Origin of the sequence: Pseudomonas tolaasii NCPPB 2192 (assembly GCF_002813445.1) — a bacterium.
Lineage (GTDB): Bacteria > Pseudomonadota > Gammaproteobacteria > Pseudomonadales > Pseudomonadaceae > Aquipseudomonas > Aquipseudomonas tolaasii.
The window spans coordinates 3818987-3842904 of sequence record NZ_PHHD01000001.1; the positions used below are offsets into that span (position 1 = coordinate 3818987).

The 23918-nt window shown below is 61.3% G+C and carries 20 protein-coding genes; 18 read left to right on the plus strand and 2 right to left on the minus strand.

Annotation, left to right across the window (positions count from 1 at the left end; all coding sequences use genetic code 11):
* Window positions 1-107: 107 nt before the first annotated feature.
* The 6 genes from ATI14_RS17730 (at window position 108) to ATI14_RS17755 (ending at window position 5218) form a co-directional block, all read left to right on the plus strand.
* Window positions 108-647, plus strand: a complete 540-nt coding sequence (locus tag ATI14_RS17730; RefSeq protein WP_016970942.1) for a TetR/AcrR family transcriptional regulator — start codon at window positions 108-110, stop codon at window positions 645-647.
* Between the two features lie 15 nt (window positions 648-662).
* On the plus strand, window positions 663-1496 hold the full coding sequence (locus ATI14_RS17735) for an alpha/beta hydrolase (protein ID WP_016970943.1): 834 nt from the start codon (window positions 663-665) through the stop codon (window positions 1494-1496).
* 38 nt (window positions 1497-1534) lie between these two features.
* Window positions 1535-1969: an acyl-CoA thioesterase gene (locus tag ATI14_RS17740; RefSeq protein WP_016970944.1), complete on the plus strand. Its 435-nt coding sequence runs from the start codon at window positions 1535-1537 to the stop codon at window positions 1967-1969.
* A gap of 55 nt (window positions 1970-2024) precedes the next feature.
* Window positions 2025-2990 (plus strand): tRNA dihydrouridine synthase, encoded by a 966-nt coding sequence (locus ATI14_RS17745; protein ID WP_016970945.1) that lies wholly within the window; start codon window positions 2025-2027, stop codon window positions 2988-2990.
* Between the two features lie 362 nt (window positions 2991-3352).
* The gene (locus ATI14_RS17750; RefSeq protein WP_016970946.1) at window positions 3353-4213 is read left to right on the plus strand and encodes a hypothetical protein; all 861 of its coding nucleotides are present in this window, start codon (window positions 3353-3355) and stop codon (window positions 4211-4213) included.
* A gap of 81 nt (window positions 4214-4294) precedes the next feature.
* Complete coding sequence (locus tag ATI14_RS17755) at window positions 4295-5218, plus strand: hypothetical protein (RefSeq protein WP_016970947.1); 924 nt, start codon at window positions 4295-4297, stop codon at window positions 5216-5218.
* Between the two features lie 32 nt (window positions 5219-5250).
* Here the strand turns inward: ATI14_RS17755 and ATI14_RS17760 are convergent, their stop codons facing one another.
* Both ATI14_RS17760 and ATI14_RS17765 read right to left on the minus strand, forming a co-directional pair.
* Window positions 5251-8529: a PAS domain S-box protein gene (locus ATI14_RS17760; protein WP_080520333.1), complete on the minus strand. Its 3279-nt coding sequence runs from the start codon at window positions 8527-8529 to the stop codon at window positions 5251-5253.
* A 65-nt stretch (window positions 8530-8594) separates the two neighbouring features.
* Window positions 8595-9485: a LysR family transcriptional regulator gene (locus ATI14_RS17765; protein ID WP_080520334.1), complete on the minus strand. Its 891-nt coding sequence runs from the start codon at window positions 9483-9485 to the stop codon at window positions 8595-8597.
* A gap of 147 nt (window positions 9486-9632) precedes the next feature.
* On the opposite strand from ATI14_RS17765, the gene leuC reads away from it, so the two are divergent.
* The 12 genes from leuC to ATI14_RS17825 all read left to right on the plus strand — a co-directional run bounded on the left by leuC (window position 9633) and on the right by ATI14_RS17825 (window position 23786).
* Entirely contained in the window at window positions 9633-11051 is a 1419-nt protein-coding gene (leuC, locus tag ATI14_RS17770; protein WP_016970949.1) for a 3-isopropylmalate dehydratase large subunit, read from the plus strand.
* A 10-nt stretch (window positions 11052-11061) separates the two neighbouring features.
* A complete protein-coding gene (gene leuD / locus ATI14_RS17775; protein WP_016970950.1) occupies window positions 11062-11706 on the plus strand; it encodes a 3-isopropylmalate dehydratase small subunit in 645 nt (214 codons plus the stop codon).
* Window positions 11707-11843: 137 nt separating this feature from the next.
* Complete coding sequence (locus ATI14_RS17780) at window positions 11844-12608, plus strand: class I SAM-dependent methyltransferase (RefSeq protein WP_016970951.1); 765 nt, start codon at window positions 11844-11846, stop codon at window positions 12606-12608.
* Window positions 12609-12661: 53 nt separating this feature from the next.
* A complete protein-coding gene (gene leuB / locus ATI14_RS17785) occupies window positions 12662-13744 on the plus strand; it encodes a 3-isopropylmalate dehydrogenase (RefSeq protein ID WP_016970952.1) in 1083 nt (360 codons plus the stop codon).
* 64 nt (window positions 13745-13808) lie between these two features.
* A complete protein-coding gene (gene asd, locus ATI14_RS17790) occupies window positions 13809-14921 on the plus strand; it encodes an aspartate-semialdehyde dehydrogenase (RefSeq protein ID WP_016970953.1) in 1113 nt (370 codons plus the stop codon).
* Window positions 14922-15151: 230 nt separating this feature from the next.
* Window positions 15152-16162: an aspartate-semialdehyde dehydrogenase gene (locus tag ATI14_RS17795; RefSeq protein ID WP_016970954.1), complete on the plus strand. Its 1011-nt coding sequence runs from the start codon at window positions 15152-15154 to the stop codon at window positions 16160-16162.
* A 161-nt stretch (window positions 16163-16323) separates the two neighbouring features.
* Window positions 16324-18882, plus strand: coding sequence for a FimV/HubP family polar landmark protein (locus tag ATI14_RS17800; RefSeq protein ID WP_016970955.1), 2559 nt, complete (start codon window positions 16324-16326; stop codon window positions 18880-18882).
* A 265-nt stretch (window positions 18883-19147) separates the two neighbouring features.
* A complete protein-coding gene (gene truA, locus ATI14_RS17805; protein WP_016970956.1) occupies window positions 19148-19972 on the plus strand; it encodes a tRNA pseudouridine(38-40) synthase TruA in 825 nt (274 codons plus the stop codon).
* Between the two features lie 63 nt (window positions 19973-20035).
* Complete coding sequence (locus ATI14_RS17810; protein ID WP_016970957.1) at window positions 20036-20668, plus strand: phosphoribosylanthranilate isomerase; 633 nt, start codon at window positions 20036-20038, stop codon at window positions 20666-20668.
* Window positions 20669-20912: 244 nt separating this feature from the next.
* On the plus strand, window positions 20913-21833 hold the full coding sequence (gene accD, locus ATI14_RS17815; protein ID WP_003234319.1) for an acetyl-CoA carboxylase, carboxyltransferase subunit beta: 921 nt from the start codon (window positions 20913-20915) through the stop codon (window positions 21831-21833).
* Entirely contained in the window at window positions 21830-23137 is a 1308-nt protein-coding gene (gene folC / locus ATI14_RS17820; RefSeq protein ID WP_016970958.1) for a bifunctional tetrahydrofolate synthase/dihydrofolate synthase, read from the plus strand. The genes accD and folC overlap by 4 nt, the downstream gene beginning before the upstream one ends.
* Window positions 23121-23786 carry an SPOR domain-containing protein gene (locus tag ATI14_RS17825; RefSeq protein ID WP_031319740.1) on the plus strand — a complete coding sequence of 222 codons (666 nt, stop codon included), beginning with the start codon at window positions 23121-23123 and terminating at the stop codon, window positions 23784-23786. The genes folC and ATI14_RS17825 overlap by 17 nt, the downstream gene beginning before the upstream one ends.
* The last annotated feature ends 132 nt before the right edge of the window (window positions 23787-23918 follow it).

Consider the following 23918-nt stretch of genomic DNA (forward strand, 5'->3'; position numbering starts at 1 on the left):
TTTATTCCATTTGTTTTCAATGGCCGTCCCGGACGGGTGGTCGCATCAATGGCTTGCCAAATATTATTATGATAATAATATCTAGCCCATGAAAAACGGAGGCTGTGATGAGTGATAAAAAAGCGCAAACCCGCGAGCGCATTCTGCAGGCAGCCAGCTCTGCCTTGATCCAGCGTGGCCCGGTCGAGCCAAGTGTCGGCGAAGTCATGGGTGCCGCAGGCCTCACGGTCGGCGGCTTTTACGCACACTTTGAAAGCAAGGACGCGTTGATGCTGGAGGCCTTCACCCAGCTTTTGGCTCGGCGCCGCGCGTCGATTGACGACATGGATGCGCAGCTTACCGGCGAAGAGCGCAGAAGCCTGGTGGCGGCGTTTTACCTGTCACGCAAGCATCGCGACTCCACCGCCCAGGCCTGCCCGATTCCGGCGACTGTCGGCGAGATGAGCCGCCTGCCGGAGGTGTTTCGCGAGGCGCTGAATGAGCATGTCGAACTGATGGCCGCGCAATTGGCCGCCAGCCCCGAAGACACCGACAAAGCCCTGGCAGACATGGCGCTGATGATCGGTGGCCTGGCCCTGGCGCGTGCACTCGGCCCGGGCGAGTTGTCGGACCGCGTATTGCGTGCAGCCAAATCGGCGGTGCGCTGAACAGGGAGACTCAAGATGGACGCCTTGACCTGGATCCGCGGCTTCAATGGCACCGTCGGCCGCCTCGCGCCGCGGACGGTTGCCAACAAATTGCGCCGCACCTTCATGACGCCTCGCCACCTGCCGCCGAGGGATTGGGAGTTGCCGCTGCTGGCGCAATCGGAGCGCATCACCCTGCGCTTTGGCTTGTCGGCGTTGCGCTGGGGCCAGGGGCCCGCGGTTTTATTGATGCACGGTTGGGAAGGGCGCCCCACGCAATTCGCCAGCCTGATCACTGCATTGGTGGACAACGGCTATTCGGTGATTGCCCTGGACGGCCCGGCCCATGGCCGTTCGCCGGGCCGTGAAGCGCATGTGTTGCTGTTTGCACGCGCCATGCTGGAGGCGGCCAATGAGTTGCCGCCGCTGCACGCGGTCATCGGCCACTCGATGGGCGGCGCCAGTGCGATGCTGGCGGTGCAGCTGGGGCTGCGCACCGAGACGCTGGTCAGCATTGCCGCACCGTCGCGCTTCCTCGATGTGCTGCGCGGTTTCACGCGCATGGTGGGTTTGCCACCGCGCGCGCGCTCAGCGTTCATTCAGGAGGTCGAACTGACTTTTGGCATGCCGCTCAAGCATTTGGATGTGGCGCACTACCAGATGAATATTCCGGGTCTGATCGTGCACGCCGAGGACGATACCTTCGTGCCGGTCAAGGCGGCGCAAGCCATTCACGAGGCCTGGTTCGACAGCCGCCTGCTGCGCCTGGAGCAGGGTGGACACCAAAAGGTACTGGCCGATCCCCGCGTGATAGAAGGGGTGCTGACGCTGCTCGCAGGCCGTCGCTTACAAGCGCGACAGACCGCCTGATACACTGCCTTGCCGACATCAATCGACAGGAGCAAGGCATGGGCTGGGATTTGGCAACGCCGTTTATCATCGACCTGCAGGTCGCCGCTGAAGACATCGACGGCCTGGGCCACGCCAATAACGCGGTGTACGTGTCTTGGCTGGAGCGTTGCGCCTGGCGCCATTCCCAGCGTCTGGGGCTGGACCTCACCGAATACCGCAGGCTCGACCGCGCCATGGCGGTGGTGCGCCACGAGATCGACTACCTGGCCGCCGGTTATGAGGGCGATGAGCTGCAACTGGCCACCTGGATCGTCGACTGGGACCAACGCCTGAAAATGACCCGGCGCTTCCAGCTGGTCCGCCCGCGCGATGGCGCGACCTTGCTGCGCGCGCAAACCACCTTTGTCTGTATCGAACTCTCCAGCGGTAAGCCCAAGCGCATGCCGGCCGAGTTTCTTGACGGTTACGGCCCTGCCCTGACAGGGGGTTAACGGTTGTTGCAGGAAACCCAGTAAACTGCGCCACGATTTTTGTTGAGTGTTTTCCATGCAAATTGCTTTGGCGCCCATGGAGGGGTTGGTCGACAACATCCTGCGGGATGTGTTGACCCGCGTGGGCGGTATTGACTGGTGCGTGACCGAGTTCATTCGCGTCAACGACCGCCTGCTGACCCCTGCCTATTTCCACAAGCTCGCCCCGGAACTGCTGCACGGTGCCCACACGGCGGCGGGCGTGCCGTTGCGTGTGCAGTTGCTGGGTTCGGACCCGGTGTGCCTGGCGGAAAACGCCGCATTGGCTTGTGAACTGGGCTCCGAGGTGATCGACCTCAACTTCGGCTGCCCGGCCAAAACCGTCAACAAGTCCCGTGGTGGCGCGGTCCTGCTCAAGGAGCCGGAGTTGCTCAACCAAATCGTCGAGCACGTGCGGCGTGCCGTTCCGGCGCATATCCCGGTCACGGCCAAGATGCGCCTGGGCTTCGACAGCCCGGACGGCGCGCTGGTGTGCGCCACGGCCCTGGCCGAAGGCGGTGCGGCACACATTGTGGTGCATGCGCGGACTAAAGCCGATGGCTACAAGCCGCCTGCTCACTGGGAGTGGATCCCGCGTGTGCAAGATGTGGTCAAGGTGCCTGTATTCGCCAATGGCGACATCTGGAGCGTCGAGGACTGGAAGCGTTGCCGTGAAGTCAGTGGCGCCGAAGACATCATGCTCGGCCGCGGCCTGGTAGCGCGCCCCGACCTGGCGCGGCAGATTGTGGCGGCAAAGGCCGGTGAAGACGTGGTGGAGATGACCTGGGCGCAGATGCAGCCGATGCTCCAGGAATTCTGGACCCAGTCGGTGGCGCAATTGACGGAGCGCCAGGCGCCTGGTCGCCTTAAGCAATGGCTGGCAATGCTGACGCGCAATTATCCGGAGGCGGTCGAGCTGTTCACGGCGTTGCGCCGCGAGACTGATCTGGAGCAGGTCAGCCGTTTGTTGGGGATGAGCCATCCGGTCGCCCTGGCGCAATAGATCCATAAAAACTCGCTGTACCCAAGGCGCCGCAGGCGCCTTTTTTGTGCGCGCTAACATAATTGGCCGGTGGCGCTGCCGTGCAATGATTTCCGTAAGTTGCTTAGTTGGCGGTTTATTAACGTGTATTTCAGATTTCTGGATGACCGGTAGCGCGCGCAGGGGCTTTTGCCGAGAAGTACACGGGAAAAGTCCCGGGTTTTATTTTGGTTTCCTTATATGAAGCGTGATAACGGGAACCAGGCGTTGGAAAACTCCACGAATTCAGGGACTGGAAGCGACGACGAATGCTTTCACGTTATCAACGTTACGCTTTGCCGGTTTGTGTTTGGGCCGGAACTTACTGAATAAGGAACTTGCTGATGTCTCTTTCGATAAATACGCCCGTGTTCACAAGAATTGATAACGCACCTATTGATCACTCACCCAAAACGCCCGAAACCATTAGCCCGCCTTCAATAGCGGGTAAGCCTGCCCAGAATCTGTTCAGTACTGCAAAAGGCGATGTGACGGTTGACTCGGCGACCCTGAACAAACTGTTTGACATGATGGAACTGGTGTTCAAAGCGCTGCGGGAAATGTTCGCCGGCAAACAAGCGAAGTCCAGTGTATTGCCGGACAAGGTCGATGTACCGGAGGTGAACCTGGAAGCGGCCACGCATTCCTCGACTTCGAAAACAGACGAGTTACCGTTAATGACGCGCAACGCGCTGAAGCAACTGTCAACGCCTGTTTTGGCGCCTGAGCTTAAGCCGGAAATGGCCGACACCCCTGATCCCGACACAGGCCATCTGCCGAAAGCGATACTCAACACGCTCAAGCACCAGACAGCCCCGATATTGCCTCCGGTTTCGAAACCGGAGGTCACCGTGACCAATGATGCCAACGCGAATGTGCACGTGAGTGTGAACATTGACCACTGTCACTGCCCGGACACGAATCGCCCACTGAGGCCTGGGCGGAACCCGGCAACCATACCGCAGCTGCTGGTTTCGACGCCTGTACCGGAGGAGGGCGGCAAATTGGAAGTGACACCACGCCTCGTGCCGGAAATGAACCCGCATACCGATCAAGAACTAAAGGTGGACCCTCAACTTGAGGTCCCCCACAACCATCCGCCTCAAGAAGAGAAACTTGATATAGCGAGCCCGGGGTCTGATGCACATTCATTCGGTCCCCGTCACGGACGCTTTAATATGCGATCCGGTTTTGGCGCTCGATAATTTGAGACTTGTTTAAACTGTTGATTAAACCAATTACTTCTCTGGATTAATTCGGGGAAGTAATTGCAAGGAGACGCCTGTATGCGCTGTTGCTCCATGACTAATGGCAGGGGTTGGGTGCGGCCACCCCTGGGAATTTCCAAGCCTGCCAGGGAGGCGGAATATAAACCGCAACGTAACGACTCAATCCGGGATATTCATTATTCGCCCACACTTGAGCGGGCCAAAAGTGATGTGAAGGGTTACTCGGCAAGAAACGGTGTTGTTGGCGCCATCTCCAAATTGGGATCGCTGCTTGCAACCCTGTTCAATCGTTTTGCCAGTGCGTTAACGGGGGGCGAGTTCAGGGAGACTGTAAAAACGTTCCCAGAGCCTGAGTTACAACCGTCCAACCCTCCCGCAGGGTTTATACCGGGCCTCTCAATGAAGCGGCATGGTGCGAAGGCGAACGATATCTGGGGCGGTTTTCGTCAAGGGTCTGCAGGCAACTGTGTAACGGTATCGGCGATCAAGGCGGCCATGCACCGTTTCGGGCAGAGCCCGACGGATATCTACAAGGAGGTCACAAAAATTGCCGGGGGTTACCGAGTCGTCATGCGCGACGATTTTATGCTCACGCTGACGGAGCAGGAATTAATGCAGGGTGTACGTGGAGCACAGTTTGTCGGGGTTGACGCAGGGATGCTCAAGGATGCGCATTTTCTTTACGCCGCCAGTGCCAAGCGCGCGCAAATGGAAAACAACGACGGGACGGCTGAATGCTGTTTTGCCGCCGCCAGGAACAGTCTGAACGATAAGGAAGATGAGTGGGGGCCTGGGGAAGGCTTGAAGCGACTGGGCCTGAGCGAGCACATGCGCACCGTGAGTGCGCAGGACCTCGCCCGTGGCCAACTGGGTATTTGCAATCGCAGAGGCCATTCGGTTGCGGTTATCAATGGGCGCGAAGAGCTGTGGGGCCGTCGAGGCGGGGTGCCTTTTCACGGTGACGCGATCGCCTTGCTCTGACGGACTCAGCTTCCCATCGAAGTCTGTTTGAGTCACTCCAGCAACCGCCTGAACCCCTCGATCGGCAAGGGCCTGCTGTGCAAATAACCCTGAAACAAATGGCAACCCAGCTTTTGCAGGAATGCCAGTTGTTCCGCGGTCTCCACACCCTCGGCGATGACTTCCAGGTTCAGGCTGCGGGCCATGGCCACAATGGCGCGGATGATTTCCGCGTCGTTGGGGTCATGGGTGGCATCGCGTACGAAGGACTGGTCGATTTTCAGTGCATCCACCGGCAGGCGCTTGAGGTAGGTCAGCGACGAGTAGCCGGTACCGAAGTCGTCCATGGCAAAGCTCACGCCCAGGCGTTTCAGGCGGCGCATCTTCACCACCGTGTCGTCGAGGTTCTGAATGACGATGCCTTCGGTGATTTCCAGTTTCAGCAGGCTGAAAGGCAACTGATGTCGCTTGAGGCTGCGCTCTACTCGTTCAACAAAGTCGTTCTGGCGAAACTGACGCGGGCTGATGTTGACGCACAAGCTGAAGTTCAACGGGTCCACCAGGCCGTCGGCAATCAGCTGTGCAAAGGCACCACAGACCTCGTCGAGAATCCAGGTGCCGACCTCCAGGATCAGGCCGCTGTCTTCCAGCACCTTGATGAATTCGGTGGGTGACTGCGCGCCCAGCTGCGGATGCTGCCAGCGCACCAGGGCTTCGGCGCCCACGATCTTGTTGCCACGGGCGTCCACCTGAGGCTGGAAATGCACGCTGAACTCGCCGCGAGACAGGGCCAAACGCAGGTCGGTTTCCATGCGCAGCCGTTCACTGGCGGTTTTTTGCATGCTGTTGTGAAACATCTGGGTCGTGTTGCGCCCTGAGTCCTTGGCCCTGTAAAGGGCAATGTCGGCGCGCTTGAGCAAGTCGGCCGGGGTCGAACCGTGGTCGGGGATCAGCGCCACGCCAATGCTCGGCGTGACCTGCAAGCGATGGCCGTCGAGGAACATCGGTTCCGAGAGCAATTCACGCAGGGTGTCGGCCAGCTCCTGCACCTGCGCACTGACTTCCGTGCGCGTGCCCTCCAGGCCGCTGAGCAACACCACAAACTCATCGCCGCCCAGGCGCGCCACGGTGTCTTCCATGCGCACGCTGGCCTCCAGGCGCGCGGTGACGATCTTCAGCACGGTGTCGCCCACCGGGTGGCCGAGGGAATCGTTGATGTGTTTGAAGTGGTCCAGGTCGAGAAACAGCAGGGCGCCGCGCAAATTGTGGCGTTTGAGCAGGGCGATCTGCTGGCTCAGGCGGTCCATCAGCAATGCGCGATTGGGCAGGTTGGTCAGCGGGTCGTGGTAAGCAAGATGGCGAATCTGCGCCTGGGCGTTTTTCAACAGGCTCACGTCCCGGGCGGTGAGCAGCAGGCACGGCGTTTCGTTCAGGGTGATCGGCTCGACCGACACTTCCACGGCAAGTAGTTCGCCGCGCTTGTTGTGCCAGAGCATTTCCAGGTGATGAATGCGGCCCTTGATGTGCAGTTCGGCCAGCAGCGCCGCGCGCTGGTTTTCATCGGCCCAGATGCCGATCTGGTACAGCGTCAGGCCGATGGCTTCTTCGGCGCGGTAGCCGGTGAGGCGGCAGAAACCGTCGTTGACCTCCACATAACGCCCGGTGTCGCGTTCGGTAATGGAAATCGCGTCGGGGCTGGAATGAAAGGCCTTGGCGAACTTCTCTTCGCTGGCTTTCAGCGCGGCTTCCGAGCGTTGTTGCTGGGTGATGTCACGCAGCGTGGTGACGATGCAGGACTGGTTGCTGACCTTGATCAACCGGCTGGAAATCACACAGGTCAGCATTTGGCCATTTTTGTGATGCGCCACGATGGCCACATTGTTCAGGGACTGCTCGCGAATTACACGCTCGATGCGCTGCAGGCGCTTGCTTGAGTCATCCCACAGGCCAATCTGCTCGGCGCTTCTGTCGATGACTTCGGCGGCGGTCCAGCCAAAGGTCTGGGTGAAGGCCGGGTTGATTTCGATAAAGGCACCGCTTTCCAGGTCTGTCACGCAGATTGGGTCGGGGCTGGCCTGGAACAGGCTGGCGAATTTTTCTTCGGACGCGGTCAGGCGTTGTTCGCGCTCCACCTGGTCGGTGATGTCCAGCAGCGTGCCGGCCATGCGCAAGGGTTTGCCGGCTTCATCGCGATACAGCCGCGCGCGGCTTTCCAGAAAGCGCGGGCTGCCGTCTTCCATCAGCACGCGATAGGTCAACTGGTAGTTGCCGTCCGGGCCTTCGCGCAGGCTGCGGTAGGCATTGCGCATGCCGTCGCGCTCTTCATCGGACATGCCCTCGAAAAACGCATCGAAGGGTTCGTGAAAGGGTTCCGGCGGCAAGCCATGCAACTGGGCGGCGCGGGCCGAGCCGTAAAGCATGCCGCTGGGAATGTGCCAGTCCCAGGTGCCCAGTTGCGCCGAGTCCAGGGCCAGGTCGAGGCGTTCCTGGCTGTCCTTGAGGGCTTGCTCGGCGTTTTTGCGCTCGGTGGTGTCGAGAAAAGTGCTGATCAGGTACGCCTCACCCTCCAGCTCGACCTTTTGCGCACTGAGGGTGCCATCGTGGATCTGGCCATTGCTGGCGCAGAATTGCACTTCCATGGTGATCGGTTCGCCCTTGCGCTGGGTGGCCTTGACCAGCAGCGCGCGCTGTTCGGGATGGCGCCAGAGTCCCAGCTCCAGGGTGGTGCGCCCGATGACATCGGCGACCGGCCAACCGAACAGCATTTCGAAGTACTGGTTGGCTTCACTGATTCGGCCGTCCGATTGGCGGGTCAACAGCACCATGTTCGGGCACAGGTGAAACAGCGTGGCGAAACGTTTTTCTGAGTGGCTGAGGGCATTTTCACGGTCGCGCTGGTGGGTGATCTCGCGGATTACGCCGATCATTCGCCGTCGCCCATTCTTGTCCGGCGCCAGGCTGCCGTTGATCTCCAGCCAGTGCAGGCTGCCGTCGGGCCATTGGATGCGGTGGTGCATGGCCTGCTCGAAAGGCTCACCCGCCAGCACGGCATGAAAGGCGCGCACCACGCGGGCGCTGTCTTCGGGCGCCAGCAGGTCGAGGTAGTCGAGGTCCTTGGGCAGTGGTTGGCGTGGGTCAAAGCCGAACAGCGCCTGGGTGCCTCGCGACCAGCTTATTCTTCCCGTGTCGATTTCCCAGCACCACGCCCCCAGCCGGGCGGCGTTCAGGGCGGCCAGCAACTGCGGGGCGCTGTCCCAGCTTTGCTCCGCCTCTTGAGGGTCGAGGGCGTAGATGCGGGGCAGAGGTGGCACGGAATCGACGGGGTTGCGCATTATCAAAGGGCCTTGGCTCGATGGGCATTCGGCGCGGCTTTTTCAGGCCTTGAGGCCGCACAGCTTCATGCCGGTATCCCTGGCAGATCGACTTGTGCATCCAACAGGCTCATGAAAGCCCGCGCAGCGTTCGACAGCGTCCTTTCGGTGTGCACGATATAGCCTAGCTGGCGACTGAGTTGTACGCCCGGCAAAGCGATGCTTGCCACCTGATCATCCAGCATGGTGCGCGGCAGCACGCTCCAGGCCAGGCCGATGGACACCATCATCTTGATGGTTTCCAGGTAGTTGGTGCTCATCGCGATGTTCGGCGTGAGGCCCTGGGCCTCGAACAGCCGCTGCACAATGTGGTGGGTAAAGGTATTGCCGCCGGGAAACACCGCCGGGTGGCCGGCGATATCCGCCAGGTTGACCGTGCCGTTGCCGGTGAGGCTGTGTTCCGGCGCCACCACGAAATCCAGCGGGTCGTCCCACACCGGGGTAGCGCGTACCAGGTGATGAGGGTCGGGTGCCAGGGTGATCACCGCCACTTCGGCGCGGCCATGGAGGATTTCTTCGTAGGCCACTTCCGAATCGAGGAACTGAATATCCAGCGCCACGTTGGGGTATTCGCGAATAAACGCGCGCAGCACCGGCGGCAGGCGGTGCAGGCCAATGTGATGGCTGGTGGCCAGAGTCAAACGGCCGCTGACTTCGCCGGTCAGGTTGGTCAGGGCGCGGCGCGTATCGTCGAGCACGTTGAGAATCTGATAGGCGCGCGGCAGCAAGGCGCGCCCGGCCTCGGTCAAACCGACTTCGCGGCCCAGGCGGTCGAACAAGCGCACCTTTAATTGCTGCTCCAGCCCGGCAATGCGTTTGCTGATGGCGGGCTGGGTCAAGTGCAGGCGTTCACCGGCGCCGGAGAAGCTGCCGGTCTCGGCGATGGCAATAAAGGCATTGAGGTTGGCCAGGTCCATTGAGCTATTCCAGTTGGTAATCCAAAGCATAAAAAATATGAATTTGAGTTATTTAATGTAGCGCCATACCATCAGCCTCACAAGCCAAAGGGTTATTGAATGTCTCAAGACCCGGGGCATAGAAAGACCGATGATGAGGACCGACTGATGGCTGGCAAAACGCTTTACGACAAGCTTTGGGATTCCCATGAAGTGAAACGGCGCGACGATGGCTCGTCGCTGATCTATATCGACCGTCACATCATCCACGAAGTGACCTCGCCCCAAGCGTTCGAAGGCCTGCGACTGGCCGGGCGCAAGCCCTGGCGCGTCGATTCCATCATCGCCACCCCGGACCACAACGTGCCGACCACCCCCGAGCGCAAGGGCGGTATCGACGCCATCGCCGACCAGGTGTCGCGTTTGCAGGTGCAAACCCTCGACGACTACTGCGACGAATATGGCATCACCGAATTCAAGATGAATGACGTGCGTCAAGGCATCGTGCATGTGATCGGCCCGGAGCAGGGCGCCACCTTGCCGGGCATGACCGTGGTCTGCGGCGACTCCCACACCTCGACCCACGGCGCATTTGGTGCTTTGGCCCACGGCATCGGCACCTCCGAGGTGGAACATGTGTTCGCTACCCAGTGCCTGGTCGCCAAAAAGATGAAGAACATGTTGGTCAAGGTCGAGGGCACCTTGCCGTTCGGCGTGACCGCCAAGGACATCGTGCTCGCCGTGATCGGCAAGATCGGCACCGCCGGCGGTAACGGCCATGCCATCGAATTTGCCGGCAGCGCGATTCGCGACCTGTCCATCGAAGGCCGCATGACCATCTGCAACATGTCCATCGAAGCCGGTGCGCGTGTAGGCATGGTGGCGGCGGACGAAAAGACCGTCGAGTACGTAAAGGGCCGTCCTTTCGCACCGGCTGGCGCCGATTGGGATGCCGCCGTAGAAGCCTGGAAAGACCTGGTGTCCGACGCCGATGCAGTGTTCGACACCGTGGTTGAACTCGACGCCGCTCAGATCAAGCCGCAAGTCAGCTGGGGCACCTCGCCGGAAATGGTGTTGGCCGTCGACCAGAACGTGCCGGACCCGGCCAAAGAGGCCGACCTGGTCAAGCGCGGCTCCATCGAGCGCGCGTTGAAGTACATGGGCCTGAAGGCCAATCAGGCGATCACCGATATCCAGCTGGACCGCGTGTTCATCGGTTCCTGCACCAACTCGCGGATCGAAGACCTGCGCGCTGCGGCGGTGATCGCCAAGGGCCGTAAAGTGGCGTCGACCATCAAGCAGGCCATCGTCGTGCCGGGCTCGGGCCTGGTCAAGGCGCAGGCGGAAGCGGAAGGGTTGGACAAAATCTTCCTCGAAGCCGGTTTTGAATGGCGCGAGCCGGGCTGCTCGATGTGCCTGGCGATGAACCCGGACCGCCTGGAGTCGGGCGAGCATTGCGCGTCCACTTCCAACCGTAACTTCGAAGGGCGCCAGGGCGCCGGCGGGCGCACCCACCTGGTCAGCCCGGCCATGGCCGCTGCCGCTGCCGTCAACGGTCGTTTCATCGACGTTCGCGAATTGATCTGAGGAATACCCGATGCGTGCCTTTACCCAACATACCGGCCTTGTCGCCCCGCTGGACCGTGCCAACGTCGACACTGACCAGATCATCCCCAAGCAGTTCTTGAAGTCGATCAAACGCACCGGTTTCGGCCCCAACCTGTTCGACGAGTGGCGTTACCTGGACGTGGGCTATGCCTACCAGGACAACTCCAAGCGCCCGCTGAACAAGGACTTCGTGCTCAACGCCGACCGTTACCAGGGCGCCAGCGTGCTGCTGGCCCGCGAGAACTTCGGTTGCGGTTCCAGCCGTGAACACGCGCCGTGGGCCCTGGAAGAATATGGCTTTCGCAGCATCATTGCGCCGAGCTACGCCGACATCTTCTTCAACAACAGTTTCAAGAACGGCTTGCTGCCGATCATCTTGACCGACGAAGAAGTCGACGAGTTGTTCAAACAGGTGGAAGCCGAAGAGGGCTACCACCTGACCGTCGATCTTGCCGCGCAAACCGTGACCCGTCCGGATGGCAAGGTGTATCACTTTGAGGTGGACGCGTTCCGCAAGCATTGCCTGATCAACGGCCTGGACGACATCGGCCTGACCTTGCAGGACGGCGATGCGATTGCCGCGTTTGAAGCCAAACACCGGGCCAGCCAGCCCTGGTTGTTTCGTGATGCCTGATTGGCGGTAGGCCGTGCGGGCCCCATCGCGGGCAAGCCCCGCTCCCACATTTTGATCTGTCAATACAGTCAACTGTGGGAGCTGGCTTGCCTGCGATAGCGCCAGTACCAACACCCCGAAACCCAAGGAAAACCACCATGACCAGCACCGCCCACACCCAAGTCGTGCAAAAACAATTCGGCGAGCAAGCCTCCGCTTACCTGAGCAGTGCCGTGCACGCCCAGGGCACCGAATTCGCGCTGCTGCAGGCCGAACTGGCCGGGCAGAGTGGTGCGCGACTGCTGGATTTGGGCTGTGGCGCCGGTCATGTGAGTTTCAATGTGGCGCCGCTGGTGAAAGACGTGGTGGCCTACGACCTGTCCCAACAAATGCTCGACGTGGTTGCAGCCGCTGCAAAAGACCGTGGCCTGCGCAACATTCGCACCGTGCACGGCGCCGCCGAACGCTTGCCGTTCGTCGACGGTGAGTTCGACTTCGTCTTCAGCCGCTACTCCGCTCATCACTGGAGCGACCTCGGCGCGGCCCTGCGTGAAGTACGGCGGGTGCTCAAACCGGGCGGCATAGCGGCGTTTGTCGACGTCTTGTCACCGGGCAGCCCGCTGTTGGACACTTACCTGCAAACCGTCGAAGTGCTGCGTGACACCAGCCACGTGCGCGATTATTCCGCCGCCGAATGGATGCAGCAGCTCAGCGAGTCCGGCTTGCATGTGCGCAACAGCAGTCGTCAGCGCCTGCGTCTGGAATACACCTCGTGGGTCGAGCGCATGCGCACGCCGCAGGTGCTGCGTGCGGCAATCCTTGAGCTGCAACAGGCGATGGGCCAGGAAGTGCGCGATTACTACGAAATACAGGCCGACGGCACTTTCAGCACCGACGTGCTGGTGGTCTTCGCCGAACGCTGATTGATTTTTCCCGACCTGCCCGCGGGCGGGTCGCTTGATGAAATGAGGAACGCATGAGCAAGCAGATTCTGATTCTCCCTGGCGACGGTATTGGTCCGGAAATCATGGCCGAAGCGGTCAAGGTGCTGGAACTGGCCAACACCAAGTACAGCCTGGGCTTCGAACTGAGCCACGACGTGATCGGTGGCGCGGCCATCGACAAGCACGGCGTGCCCCTGGCCGACGAAACCCTGGACCGTGCCCGTGCGGCCGACGCCGTACTGCTCGGCGCCGTGGGCGGCCCGAAATGGGACAAGATCGAACGTGATATCCGCCCTGAGCGCGGCCTGCTGAAAATCCGTGCGCAACTGGGCCTGTTCGGCAACCTGCGCCCGGCCATCCTCTACCCGCAACTGGCCGACGCGTCGAGCCTCAAGCCGGAAGTGGTGGCGGGCCTGGATATCCTGATCGTGCGCGAGCTGACCGGCGGTATCTATTTCGGCTCGCCACGGGGCGTGCGCGAGCTGGAAAACGGCGAGCGCCAGGCCTATGACACCCTGCCGTACAGCGAGAGTGAAATCCGCCGTATCGCCCGTGTCGGCTTCGACATGGCCCGTGTACGTGGCAAGAAGGTCTGCTCGGTGGACAAGGCCAACGTACTGGCCTCCAGCCAGCTGTGGCGTGAAATCGTCGAAGAAGTCGCCAAGGACTACCCGGACGTCGAGCTGAGCCACATGTACGTCGACAACGCCGCCATGCAACTGGTGCGTGCGCCCAAGCAATTCGACGTGATCGTCACCGACAACCTGTTCGGCGACATCCTCTCTGACCAGGCCTCGATGCTCACCGGTTCCATCGGCATGCTGCCGTCGGCGTCCCTGGACACCAATAACAAGGGCATGTACGAGCCTTGCCACGGCTCGGCACCGGACATCGCGGGGCAGGGCATTGCCAACCCGCTGGCGACCATTTTGTCGGTCTCCATGATGCTGCGTTACAGCTTCAACCTGAGTGAAGCGGCAGACGCCATCGAGAAGGCTGTGAGCCTGGTGCTGGACCAGGGGTTGCGCACTGGCGACATCTGGTCGCAGGGTTGCACAAAGGTCGGGACGCAAGAAATGGGCGACGCAGTAGTCGCCGCGCTGCGGAATCTGTAATCTCTCGGGCCCCCTTGCAGAAGTTTGCTGCAGGCGGCCCACTTTTTAACAAGGTGTAGTTGCGATGAAACGTGTAGGTCTGATCGGTTGGCGCGGTATGGTCGGTTCCGTGCTCATGCAGCGGATGCTGGAAGAGCAGGATTTCGATCTTATTGAGCCGGTGTTTTTCACCACTTCGAACGTAGGTGGCCAAGGGCCGTCCGTGGGCAAGGACATTGCCCCGCTCAAGGACGCCTACAGCATTGAAGAGCTGAAAACCCTCGACGTGATTTTGACCTGCCAGGGTGGCGACTACACCAGCGAAGTCTTCCCCAAGCTGCGCGAAGCCGGCTGGCAGGGTTACTGGATCGACGCGGCTTCCAGCCTGCGCATGCAGGACGACGCTGTGATCATCCTCGATCCGGTGAACCGCAAGGTCATCGACCAGCAGCTGGATTCGGGCACCAAGAACTACGTCGGTGGCAACTGCACCGTCAGCCTGATGCTGATGGGCCTGGGTGGTCTGTTCGAAGCCGGCCTGGTCGAGTGGATGAGCGCCATGACGTATCAGGCGGCCTCTGGTGCCGGCGCGCAGAACATGCGTGAACTGATCAAGCAGATGGGCGCGACCCACGCAGCCGTTGCCGATCAACTGGCTGACCCGGCCAGCGCAATCCTCGACATCGACCGCCGTGTGGCCGAAGCCATGCGCAGCGATGCCTACCCGACCGAGAACTTCGGCGTGCCATTAGCCGGCAGCCTGATCCCGTGGATCGACAAGGAACTGCCGAACGGCCAGAGCCGGGAAGAGTGGAAGGCCCAGGCCGAAACCAACAAGATCCTCGGCCGCTTCAAGAATCCGATCCCGGTGGACGGCATCTGTGTGCGTATCGGCGCAATGCGCTGCCACAGCCAGGCGCTGACCATCAAGCTGAACAAGGACGTGCCGATCGCCGATATCGAAGGGCTGATCAGCCAGCACAACCCTTGGGTCAAGCTGGTGCCGAACAACCGCGACATCAGCATGCAGGAGCTGAGCCCGACCAAGGTCACCGGCACCCTGAATGTACCCGTCGGCCGTCTGCGCAAGCTGAACATGGGCAGCCAGTTCCTCGGCGCGTTCACCGTCGGCGACCAACTGCTGTGGGGCGCGGCCGAGCCGCTGCGTCGCATGCTGCGGATTTTGCTGGAGCGTTGATCGCTCAGGGCGGTACGAAAAACCCGCGACTGGTGACAGGCGCGGGTTTTTTATTGCCTTTCAGGCCTCATCGCAGGCAAGCCAGCTCCCACATTTGAGTGGGTTCACAATCCAAAGTGTGGGAGCTGGCTTGCCTGCGATAAGGCCATCAGCCCCACCACAAAAACTGGCCCAATTGCCCCGCCACCCGGTAAAGTGCCGCTCCCCCCGTAATACCCGAGGCAGCCTCCATGACCCAGACCTTTGAAATCGCCGTGATCGGCGCCACCGGCACCGTGGGTGAAACCCTGGTGCAGATTCTCGAAGAGCTGGATTTTCCGGTAGGCACCCTGTACCTGCTGGCAGGCAGCAACTCCGCGGGCGCGTCGGTAGCGTTTCGCGGCAAGAACGTGCGGGTCAGGGAAGTGGATGAGTTTGACTTCAGCAAGGCCCAGCTGGCGTTCTTCGCCGCCGGCCCGGCCGTGACCCTGAGTTTTGCCCCGCGCGCCACGGCTGCGGGGTGCTCGGTGATCGATCTGTCTGGCGCCTTGCCGATTGAACAGGCGCCGCAGGTGGTGCCCGAAGCCAATGCCCACGTGCTCAAAGGCCTGAAAAAACCCTTCCAGCTCGGCAGCCCAAGCCCGTCCGCCACCAACCTGGCGGTCGTGCTGGCGCCGTTGCGCGGTTTGCTGGATATCCAGCGCGTCAATGTCACCGCTAATCTGGCCGTTTCCGCCCAGGGCCGTGAAGCCGTCAGCGAGCTGGCCCGTCAGACCGCCGAGTTGTTGAACGTGCGCCCGCTGGAGCCGAAGTTTTTTGATAGGCAGATGGCTTTCAACCTGCTGGCACAAGTCGGCACGCCGGACGCCCAGGGTCATACAGCCCTGGAGAAACGTTTCGTACACGAATTGCGCGCGGTGCTGGAAACTCCTTTACTCAAGGTTTCTGCAACCTGCGTTCAAGCCCCGGTGTTTTTTGGCGATAGCCTGACGGTGTCGTTGCAATTGGCAGCACCGGTTGACCTTGGCGCAGTCAACCGTGCGCTCGACGCTGCGCCAGGCATCGAGCGGGTGGAGGAGGGCGATTACCCTACAGCCGTGGGCGATGCGGTGGGGCAGGATGTGGTTTACGTAGGGCGGGTCCGCACAGGCGTGGATGACCCCGCGGAACTAAATCTGTGGCTGACGTCAGATAACGTACGCAAAGGCTCTGCGCTCAACGCCGTCCAGCTGGCTCAGTTGTTGATAAAAGGCCTTGTGTAAAAGATACTTGGCGGCAATTTGTAGATTGATTCTAACCAGGCGCTATGCTTGGCCCCAGCAGGAACAGTTGCGCGTCGGTGACCTATCGGCTCGCCATGCCTTATGGCAGCGGTTACCCACCTTCTCGCAAGCCGGGGAGTGTTCAGACAAAGGATGAGGCTATGGTTCAAGTTCGCAAACTGGTGTTAGCAATAGCGGCCGCCTCGGCGCTGTCTTCCGGTATGGCGCAGGCGCTGCAGCTGGGGGAGATGACCCTCAAGTCGAAGTTGAACCAGCCCTTGTCGGTGGAAATTGAATTGCTTGATGTCGGCGGCCTCACCGCTTCCGAGATCACGCCGAGCCTGGCATCCGACCAGGCATTTGTTGATGCGGGCGTGGATCGCCAAGCGTTTCTCAACGACCTGACGTTTACGCCAGTGGTCAACCCGAGCGGTCGCAGCGTGGTGCGTGTCACCTCCAGCAAGCCGCTTCCGGATTCTTACGTGCGATTCCTGCTGCAGGTGCAGTGGCCCAATGGCCGCCTGATGCGCGACTACAGCGTGTTGCTCGACCCGGCCAAATTCGATCAGGCTGCGCCGACCGCCAGCCCGACTCCTGCCGCTCCGCGCTTGAGCGCGCCGGGCAACAAGGCGCCTGCCGTCAGTAAGTCTGCCCAGCACACCACGACTTCTCGCGACACGTTGTGGGAAATTGCGGAGAAGAATCGCAATGGGGCGTCTGTACAACAGACCATGCTGGCCATCCAGGCGCTCAACCCGGACGCTTTTGTCGACGGCAACATCAACCGTTTGAAAACCGGCCAGGTCCTGCGCCTGCCGGATCGCGTGCAAGCCACCAGCCTGCCGCAACCCCAGGCCATTGCTGAAGTAAGCGCGCAAAACGCCGCCTGGCGTGAAGGTCGTCGCACGGCCAGTAATCAGGCGCTGGGCAAGCAACAGCTGGATGCCACCCGGCGCACCGAGGCGGGCAATGCGCCGTCGAGCACCAATGCCAAGGACAACTTGAGCCTGGTGTCTGCCGAGTCCGCCAAAAAAGGTGCGAAAGGCAAAGCTGGCGACAGCCGGGCGCTGAGCGACAAACTGGCGATGACCCAGGAACAACTGGACACTACGCGCCGCGACAACGAAGAGCTGAAAAGCCGTGCGGCCGACTTGCAGAGCCAGTTGGACAAGCTGCAAAAACTGATTCAGCTGAAAAACGACCAGTTGGCGCGTTTGCAAGCCGAAAAAGGCGACCCGGCAGCCGCCGCGATGCCGGCTCAGTTGGCCGCTGAACCGGCGGCCACTGCGGCCGCACCTGCGCCTGCGGCAGCGCCCGCCACCGCCGCGCCCACGCCTGAGCCGGTCAAGCCGGATGCGGCGCCTGCCAACACCGAAGGCAAATTCAATGACCTGCTGACCAACCCGATTGTGCTTGGCGTAATCGGCGGTGCGGCGGGGCTGGTGGTGTTGCTGCTCCTGCTGCTGTGGGCGCGCCATCGCAATGCTCGCCGCGAAGAGGAAAAACACCTGCGCATGGCGCGCGCGCTGGCCGAGGAGCCGGCATTCACCGCCAACGTTGATCACGATCTGCCGCCTGACAGCTTCGAAGGCCTGGAAGTCCCGCCGCCAAACGTCAAACTCGCCGCCGCTCCGGCCCCTGCACCCGCAGTTGAGCCGGTTGTGGTGCCGACGGTCGCCTCTGTGCTGGCACCCCTGGCGGTTGCCGTGGCACCGCAGAATTCCAGCGACGCGTTGGCGCAAGCCCAGTCCCATATCGACCGCGGCCACCTGAACCAGGCTGCAGATGTATTGCAGCAAGCGATCAAGCACGAGCCGAAACGCAGCGACCTGCGTTTGAAATTGCTGGAAGTGTATGGCCTGCAAGGCGACAAGGACGGTTTCGTCACTCAGGAGCGCCAACTGGTGGCCAATGGTGAAAACCACGCCCAGGTTGAACAGCTCAAGAGCCGCTTCCCGGCCATGGCGGTGCTGGCCGCCGGCGTAAGTGCCGCCGTGGCCGCCGCAGCGCTCGATGCGCAATACGTTAAAGAATTACTGGAAGACAAACCGGCAGCGCCGGCCCCGGAACCTGAGGCTTTCGACACGGATTTCGACCTGAGCCTGGATGATCTGGAAGCCGCTTCGCCTGCTGTGGTCACGCCCGAAGACGAGTTGAGCTTCGAGTCGGTGCTGCAACAACAGACCGAAGCCAAGGCCAGCCGGGACGATCTGTCGGACTTTGACCTTGACCTGCAACTGGAACAGCCTGCGTCGCAATCCGATGATGACTTTCTTTCCGGTCTTGAAGCGCAGATGAAGGACGTGCCACCGGTTGAGCCGCCGACGTTGACGCCTGCCGCGCTGGACGATTTCGACTTGCCGGAAGATTTCGATCTGTCCCTGGCTGATGAGCCTGCCGCTGCGACCGGTGCGAAGCCGGATGCGTTTGCGTCGGAACTGGATGACGTGAATGCCGAGCTGGATCGTCTGTCCCAAAGCCTGGAACATCCGCCGATCGAGCCGTCTTTCACCGCTGACGACGCCGCGCTGGACAGTGATGAGCCGGAATTCGACTTCCTGTCCGGCACCGACGAGGTCGCCACCAAACTGGACCTGGCCCAGGCGTACATCGACATGGGCGATGCCGACGGCGCGCGGGACATTCTTTCCGAAGTGCTGACCGAGGGGGATGAGGCCCAGCGTGGCGAGGCCAAGGAAATGCTTGGCCGGTTGGCGTAAATTTTAGCGTCTGATCCAGCGGCGACCTTCGGGTCGCCGTTTTGCTTTTCTGTGGGAGCTGGCTTGCCTGCGATAGTATCACCCGGGCTTGCCTGAAAGACCGAGCCGCCTGAATCGCAGGCAAGCCAGCTCCCACAGAAATCAGCGACTCAAGGGGCAGCCCCACAAAATGGCCCAAGTTCAGGTTTGCCGCCTATAATGGCCGCCTTTGCGTAACCCATCAGGCTCTCAGTTCTTGGCAAATATAGATAACGCGGCCGCCGAAATGGCGGCCGCAGGCTTTTACCGCATCGCCCTCGGCGTGGAATACAAAGGTTCGCGCTATCGCGGCTGGCAGCGCCAGGCCTCCGGTGTGCTGACGGTGCAGGAAACCCTCGAAAACGCACTGTCGAAAGTCGCCGACTCGCCGGTGTCGCTGATGTGCGCCGGGCGTACCGACGCGGGCGTGCATGCCTGTGGTCAGGTGGTGCACTTCGACACCCAGGCTGAACGGTCGATGAAGGCCTGGGTGATGGGCGCCAATATCAATTTGCCCCATGACGTCAGTGTCAGTTGGGCCAAGGTCATGCCTGCGCATTTTCATGCGCGCTTCAAGGCCATCGCCCGGCGCTACCGCTATGTGATCTACAACGACCAGATCCGCCCGGCGCACCTCAACGAAGAAATCACCTGGAATCATCGCCCGCTGGATGCCGAGCGCATGGCCGAGGCCGCGCAGTATCTGGTCGGTGTGCATGACTTCAGCGCGTTTCGGGCCGGCCAGTGCCAGGCCAAGTCGCCGATCAAGGAAGTGCATCATCTGCGGGTGACCCGTCATGGCAAGATGATTGTGCTGGATATCCGCGCCGGGGCGTTCCTGCACCATATGGTGCGCAATATTGCAGGTGTGTTGATGACCATCGGCACCGGTGAGCGTCCGGTCGAATGGGCCAGGGAAGTGCTGGAGAGCCGCATTCGTCGCACTGGCGGCGTGACGGCGCACCCCTTCGGGCTCTATCTGGTCGATGTCGAATATCGCGATGAGTTCGAGTTGCCGGAACGTTTCATCGGGCCACACTTCCTCACAGGTTTCAGCGAACTTGGCGGCTGACGCCCGGAATTGCTTTTGTTACCATCCGGGACTTTCTCGGTCCAACCCCTGAGGTTTCACGACATGCCAGCCGTTCGCAGCAAGATTTGCGGAATCACCCGCATCGAAGACGCGCTGGCGGCAGTCGAAGCGGGGTCGGATGCCATCGGTTTTGTGTTTTATGCCAAAAGCCCCCGGGCAGTTAACGTGCTGCAGGCGCGGGCGATCATCGCTGAGCTGCCGCCGTTCGTGACCACCGTGGGGTTGTTCGTCAACGCCAGCCGCTGCGAACTTAATGAAACCCTGGATGCCGTACAACTGGACATGTTGCAGTTCCATGGCGACGAAAGCCCCGATGAATGCGAGAGCTACGGGCGGCCGTATATCAAGGCGCTGCGTGTCAAGGCCGGGGATGATATTGCCGCAGCGTGTGCTGCCTACACCAGCGCCCGCGGGATTCTGCTCGACACCTATGTTGAAGGCGTGCCCGGCGGCACCGGCGAGGCGTTTGACTGGTCGCTGATTCCCTTGGGGTTGAGCAAGCCGATTATCCTGGCGGGCGGGCTCAACCCGGCGAATGTCGGGGCGGCCATCGAGCAGGTCCGGCCCTACGCCGTGGATGTCAGCGGCGGGGTGGAGCAGGGCAAGGGCATCAAGGATCACGGCAAGATCCGCGCATTCATGCGGGTCGTGCGCGACAGTGGTAACGGTATGTGACGGCTGGCAGTCTGCCGCCGTCCATAACTACCACTGTGTAAAACAGCCCGGCGCCGCCTGTGGGAGGCCCGGTAATGAAGTGGCAACCCTGCACGGGCAGGTTGTCTGGAAGGCTGAGGATGCAGGCAGGAATTGGCAGGTCGAACGTCTGACCCCGTCCCGCACGCATCATCGCCACATATGAATTTAGCTCAAGGGCATACGCGGGGCTGTGTTCAAGCCACCGGTACTGGAGAAAGAAAGCATGAGCAACTGGTTAGTAGACAAACTGATCCCTTCGATCATGCGTTCCGAGGTGAAGAAAAGCTCGGTTCCTGAAGGTCTTTGGCACAAGTGCCCATCCTGCGACGCGGTGCTGTACCGCCCTGAGCTGGAAAAGACCCTGGATGTTTGCCCCAAGTGCAACCACCACATGCGTATCGGCGCTCGCGCCCGCATCGACATCTTCCTGGATGCCGACGGCCGCAACGAGCTGGGTGCGGACCTGGAGCCGGTTGACCGTCTCAAGTTCCGCGACGGCAAGAAGTACAAGGACCGCCTGACCGCTGCGCAAAAGCAGACTGGCGAGAAAGACGCGCTGATCTCCGTCAGCGGCAAGCTGCTGGGCATGCCGGTTGTGGTGTCGGCCTTTGAGTTCTCCTTCATGGGCGGTTCCATGGGCGCCATCGTCGGTGAGCGCTTTGTGCGCGCTGCCAACTACGCGCTGGAAAACCGTTGCCCGATGATCTGCTTCGCCGCCTCCGGTGGTGCGCGCATGCAGGAAGCCTTGATCTCCCTGATGCAAATGGCCAAGACCTCCGCGGTACTGGCGCGTCTGCGCGAAGAAGGCATTCCGTTCATCTCCGTATTGACCGACCCTGTCTACGGCGGCGTTTCCGCCAGCCTGGCCATGCTGGGTGACGTGATCGTCGGCGAGCCAAAAGCGCTGATCGGCTTTGCCGGCCCGCGTGTGATCGAGCAGACCGTGCGTGAAAAACTGCCGGAAGGCTTCCAGCGCAGCGAGTTCCTGCTGGAGCATGGCGCGATCGACCTGATCATTCCGCGCGGTGAGCTGCGTCCACGCCTGGGCAACCTGCTTGCACAGATGATGGGCTTGCCGACCCCTGTCTACGTCGCGCCTAAAATCGAACCTATCGTCGTTCCACCGGTGCCAGCAAACCTATGACCCAACGTACCCTGGGCGAATGGCTCGCCTACCTTGAGCAGTTGCATCCGTCAGCCATCGACATGGGCCTGGAGCGCTCGCAACAGGTAGCGGCCCGCCTCGGGTTGGGCCGCCCGGCGCCGCGAGTGATCACGGTGACCGGCACCAATGGCAAAGGCTCGACGTGCGCCTTTGTCGCCGCACTGCTGCAGGCCCAAGGGCTGAAAGTGGGTGTGTACAACTCCCCACACCTGCTGCGCTACAACGAGCGGGTGCAGCTCAATGGCGTAGAAGCCACGGACGAGCAACTCTGCGAAGCCTTCGCCGCGCTGGATGTGGGCCGAGGCGATATCTCCCTGACCTATTTCGAAATGGGCACTCTCGCGGCATTTTGGTTGTTCGAGCGTGAGCAACTGGATGTGGTCGTGCTGGAAGTCGGCCTGGGCGGGCGCCTGGACACGGTCAACGTAGTGGATGCCGACCTGGCGTTGATCACCAGCATTGGTGTCGACCATGCTGATTACCTGGGCAATACCCGCGAGTCCGTGGCCTTTGAAAAGGCCGGGATTTTCCGCCACGGCAAGCCTGCATTGTGTGGTGATATCGATCCGCCGCACACCTTGCTCGACAAGGTGCGCGAGCTGGATTGTCCGTTCTACCTGCGCGGCCGTGAATTCAATCTGGAAATTGGCACTCAATACTGGCAGTGGCGCGGTCGGGATGCGCGCGGGCAAGTGGTTGAATTACGCGATTTGCCGCTGCTGAACCTGCCGATGGAAAACGCAGCGCTGGCCTTGCAGGCCTATTTGCTGCTGGATCTGCCATGGAATGCCGAGCAGATCGCTGCGACCTTGCTGTCGACGCGTGTCGTCGGTCGCCTGGATCGTCGTTTCTTCGAGTGGAATGGCAAGCGGCTGAACCTGCTGCTGGACGTGGGGCACAACCCTCATGCCGCCGAATACCTGGCGCAACGCCTCTCCCGTACGCCGCCCGCCGGCCGTCGCCTCGCGGTGTTTGGCTTGCTGGCGGACAAGGACCTGGAGGGCGTGGTTGCGCCGTTGCTGGACAACGTTCAGTCCTGGGCAGTAGCGCCGCTGGATACGCCGCGCAGCCGCCCGGCTGCCGAGCTTGAATCGGCCTTGCAGAACCTTGGCGCGCCGGTGGCGTCGTATGCAAGCGTTACGGCGGCACTTGAAGCGCAGTGTGCGGTGGCGACGACGGACGACGAGATTCTGTTGTTCGGATCATTTTATTGTGTTGCCGAGGCGCTCGAGTGGTTGGCCCGGCGCTCCACGGAGGAAGCTGCACATGGCATTACTGGATAGCGCATACAAGCAGCGAATGGTCGGAGCCCTGGTGTTGGTGGCGTTGGCGGTGATTTTCCTGCCGATGCTGTTTTCCCGTCAGGATGAGCAGCGTCAGGTCGTGGTGGAGGCTCCTGCTGCACCCCAGGCGCCCGCGATGCCCCAGGTTCAGGTTGAACCCGTGGTGGTGCCTGAGCCGCAGGCATTGCCGGAGGAAGAACCGGTGCCGACCGATGCGGAAGTGGCTGCCCAGCAGCCGCCATCAGCGCCTGTGCAGCCGAGCGTGCCGGTGGTCAAGCCGGCACCTGCTCCGGCGCCGGCCGTGGCCGGCAAACCGGCCGCACCAGCGCCTGCGCCCAAGCCGGTAGCGCCGCAGCCTGCTGCGCCGGGTAAGCCGGATGTGGGTCAGAGCCGCATCGATCCGAATGGCTTGCCAATCAGTTGGTCCATCCAGGTGGCCAGCCTGGGTAATCGTGAAGGTGCTGATGCCTTGCAGAAAAAGCTGCGCAGCCAGGGCTATAACGCCTACATCCGCAGCGCCGAAGGCAAGAACCGCGTGTTTATCGGGCCGCTGATCGAGCGTGCCGAGGCGGACCGCCTGCGCGACCTGCTGGATCGCCAGCAGAACCTCAAAGGCTTTGTCACCCGATTCCAGCCTGAACGCGGTTAATACCGTCGGTTTCTGGTTGGAATGCAAGCTGAATGTGGGAGCTGGCTTGCCTGCAATGAAGGTGGTTCAGTCAACAGTGATGTTGAATGTTCCGGCCCCATTGCAGGCAAGCCAGCTCCCACATTGGTTTTG

Bases quoted from the DNA above. Each gene is read 5' to 3' on its own strand.
- ATI14_RS17760 (WP_080520333.1), bottom strand. From the start codon at position 8,529: ATGCGCAACCCCGTCGATTCCGTGCCACCTCTGCCCCGCATCTACGCC.
- ATI14_RS17755 (WP_016970947.1), top strand. From the start codon at position 4,295: ATGCGCTGTTGCTCCATGACTAATGGCAGGGGTTGGGTGCGGCCACCC.
- ATI14_RS17825 (WP_031319740.1), top strand. From the start codon at position 23,121: ATGGCATTACTGGATAGCGCATACAAGCAGCGAATGGTCGGAGCCCTG.
- ATI14_RS17780 (WP_016970951.1), top strand. From the start codon at position 11,844: ATGACCAGCACCGCCCACACCCAAGTCGTGCAAAAACAATTCGGCGAG.
- ATI14_RS17810 (WP_016970957.1), top strand. From the start codon at position 20,036: ATGCCAGCCGTTCGCAGCAAGATTTGCGGAATCACCCGCATCGAAGAC.
- asd (WP_016970953.1), top strand. From the start codon at position 13,809: ATGAAACGTGTAGGTCTGATCGGTTGGCGCGGTATGGTCGGTTCCGTG.
- leuD (WP_016970950.1), top strand. From the start codon at position 11,062: ATGCGTGCCTTTACCCAACATACCGGCCTTGTCGCCCCGCTGGACCGT.
- ATI14_RS17740 (WP_016970944.1), top strand. From the start codon at position 1,535: ATGGGCTGGGATTTGGCAACGCCGTTTATCATCGACCTGCAGGTCGCC.
- ATI14_RS17795 (WP_016970954.1), top strand. From the start codon at position 15,152: ATGACCCAGACCTTTGAAATCGCCGTGATCGGCGCCACCGGCACCGTG.
- truA (WP_016970956.1), top strand. From the start codon at position 19,148: ATGGCGGCCGCAGGCTTTTACCGCATCGCCCTCGGCGTGGAATACAAA.
- ATI14_RS17735 (WP_016970943.1), top strand. From the start codon at position 663: ATGGACGCCTTGACCTGGATCCGCGGCTTCAATGGCACCGTCGGCCGC.
- leuB (WP_016970952.1), top strand. From the start codon at position 12,662: ATGAGCAAGCAGATTCTGATTCTCCCTGGCGACGGTATTGGTCCGGAA.
- ATI14_RS17750 (WP_016970946.1), top strand. From the start codon at position 3,353: ATGTCTCTTTCGATAAATACGCCCGTGTTCACAAGAATTGATAACGCA.
- folC (WP_016970958.1), top strand. From the start codon at position 21,830: ATGACCCAACGTACCCTGGGCGAATGGCTCGCCTACCTTGAGCAGTTG.
- ATI14_RS17730 (WP_016970942.1), top strand. From the start codon at position 108: ATGAGTGATAAAAAAGCGCAAACCCGCGAGCGCATTCTGCAGGCAGCC.
- ATI14_RS17800 (WP_016970955.1), top strand. From the start codon at position 16,324: ATGGTTCAAGTTCGCAAACTGGTGTTAGCAATAGCGGCCGCCTCGGCG.
- ATI14_RS17745 (WP_016970945.1), top strand. From the start codon at position 2,025: ATGCAAATTGCTTTGGCGCCCATGGAGGGGTTGGTCGACAACATCCTG.
- accD (WP_003234319.1), top strand. From the start codon at position 20,913: ATGAGCAACTGGTTAGTAGACAAACTGATCCCTTCGATCATGCGTTCC.
- leuC (WP_016970949.1), top strand. From the start codon at position 9,633: ATGGCTGGCAAAACGCTTTACGACAAGCTTTGGGATTCCCATGAAGTG.
- ATI14_RS17765 (WP_080520334.1), bottom strand. From the start codon at position 9,485: ATGGACCTGGCCAACCTCAATGCCTTTATTGCCATCGCCGAGACCGGC.